The following is a 1,978-nucleotide window of genomic DNA, read 5'->3' as shown; positions in this document are numbered from 1 at the left end:
GACGCCAGATCATGCGTGCCGTGATGCCGCCGATCCTGCTGATTTTCGCCGTGCTCGGTGCCATCCTGGGCGGTGTTGCCACGCCGACCGAGGCCGCATCGGTGGGCGGCATCGGTGCCTTGCTGATGGCGGGAGCGCGTGCAGGGGGACCCTCCCGGCTGATCCTGTCCGGTGCCGCCGCGCTGATCCTGCTGGGGATACTGTCAGGGATTCATCCGGTCCGTCTGCAACGCAGCGACCTCAGCGGGGCCGACCTCGCAGCGGGGCTGTTCTACGCGCTTCTGGCCGCGGTCGCAGCCATTGCCGTTTTGGCCGCCCTACGCAGCGGTTTGAAGAAACGCATCCTGCACGATGCGGTAACTTCGACCACGACCATGACCGCAATGATCTTTGCCACCATCCTGGCCGCAGGCATGTTCTCGCTGGTGTTCATCGGCCTGGGCGGCGAGGAGCGGGTGGCGCATATCCTTGGCAACATGCCTGGCGGTCCGTCCGGTGCGCTGCTGTTCTGCATGCTGTTCATCTTCGTGCTCGGCTTCTTCCTCGATTTCGTCGAGATCTCTGTCATCGTGCTGCCGCTGGTGACGCCCGCCCTGATCATCATGGGGCACGATCCGGTCTGGCTGGGCATTTTGATCGCGATCAACCTGCAGACCAGCTTTTTGACGCCGCCGTTCGGCTTTTCGCTGTTCTACCTGCGCGGCGCCGCGCCAAAGGAGGTCACCACCCGCCAAATCTACCAAGGGGTCGTGCCGTTCATTGGCCTGCAGGCGCTTGGGGTGCTGCTGGTCTGGCTGATACCCGGCCTCGCAACCTGGCTGCCATCTGCAATTTTCTGACGCCGGGCGCCTTGGTGGCGGGCGCCTGGAACACAGCGCAAGGCTAGGTCGTTTCCAGCCCCAGAAACGCCGGGCTCTCCCGCATCTGCGCACCGGCAATATGCTGAAATTCCAAAGTGGTGTATGGGCGCCGCCACAACCATTCGCGGTTTGCCACGGCCCGCAAATCCGGGTCCGGCGGTGTTTCGTCTGTGAAGGCAAGAAAATGCAGGTCGAACCCGAATTCCGCAACATCTTGCACCGACAACAGCTTCATATCCGCATGCGCCGAAACTTCGGCGGCGATATCCCCGGTCCGCAAGGTGATCTGCCCGATATGCGCCCCGCCGCCCAGCGGCAGCGCTGCATCGCCTGCCCCGTCAGGGCGGTTGCCGAGAAAATCATGCTGCAGCAGCTCAACCGCAAAACCCTCGGGATCATGCAGATGCGCCATATATCCGATTTCGCGGAACTGATGCGGGGCAGAGACCTCCACTCCTTTCTGCCGCAGGTATTCGCAGGCGATGTCCAGATCGGGCAGACAGATCCCGATCTTCCAATACCGCTCGTCCCACCTGTTCGGACCCTGGGCACCGCCGGGCAGAAGGATCAGGTCTGCATCCTGTCCTGCGTACCCCGCGCGCCAGACCTCGCCTTCGGCCTGGACGTCCATGCCGAACACATCCGCATAGAACCCGGCGAGGCGTTCAGGACTCCTTACCTGCAGCCGCAGGCCGGACAGCCGTTTCACCGGCACATCCTCAGGATCCCGGCTGCGATCTCTGGCTGAGCCTCGAGAGAATGCGCCAGCAGGTCCTGCGCAGTATCCATCAGCGCGTCCGGTTCCACGATCCGGTCGACCAGGCCATAGTTGCAAGCCTCCTGCGCGGTGATTTTCTGCCCGGCTGCCAGGATCATCTTGGTGCGCGCAGGTCCGATCAGCGCCGCCATCCGCCCAGCGTCCGAGGGCTGCGGCAAATACCCAAGCTTCATCACCGGGTAAAAAAACTTGGCCGAAGGCACCGCAATCCGGATGTCGCAGGCCAGCACCATGCCATTGGCACCGCCAGCCAAGGTGCCATTCAACGCCGCCACTTTCAGGCAGGGAATTGAAGCCACAGCATTGGACAACCGCTCCCATACCGGCGACGTCGCCAGGC

3 protein-coding genes are annotated in these 1,978 nt (G+C 63.2%); 1 reads left to right on the top strand and 2 read right to left on the bottom strand.

The window, feature by feature from the left end:
- The coding region (locus tag A2I95_RS34005; protein WP_291736904.1) for a TRAP transporter large permease subunit at positions 1–839 on the top strand (839 nt) is incomplete at its 5' end.
- A gap of 43 nt (positions 840–882) precedes the next feature.
- Here the strand turns inward: A2I95_RS34005 and A2I95_RS34000 are convergent.
- Together A2I95_RS34000 and A2I95_RS33995 are read right to left on the bottom strand one after the other, a co-directional pair.
- On the bottom strand, positions 883–1,569 hold the full coding sequence (locus A2I95_RS34000) for a VOC family protein (RefSeq protein WP_291736902.1): 687 nt from the start codon (positions 1,567–1,569) through the stop codon (positions 883–885).
- A partial coding sequence (locus tag A2I95_RS33995; protein WP_291736901.1) for an enoyl-CoA hydratase/isomerase family protein occupies positions 1,566–1,978 on the bottom strand: 413 nt, incomplete at its 5' end. The genes A2I95_RS34000 and A2I95_RS33995, both read right to left, overlap by 4 nt.

Source organism: Leisingera sp. F5, assembly GCF_001593695.1.
The sequence above is the reverse complement of the archived record's forward strand: the minus strand, read 5'-3'. Positions and strand labels throughout refer to the sequence as shown.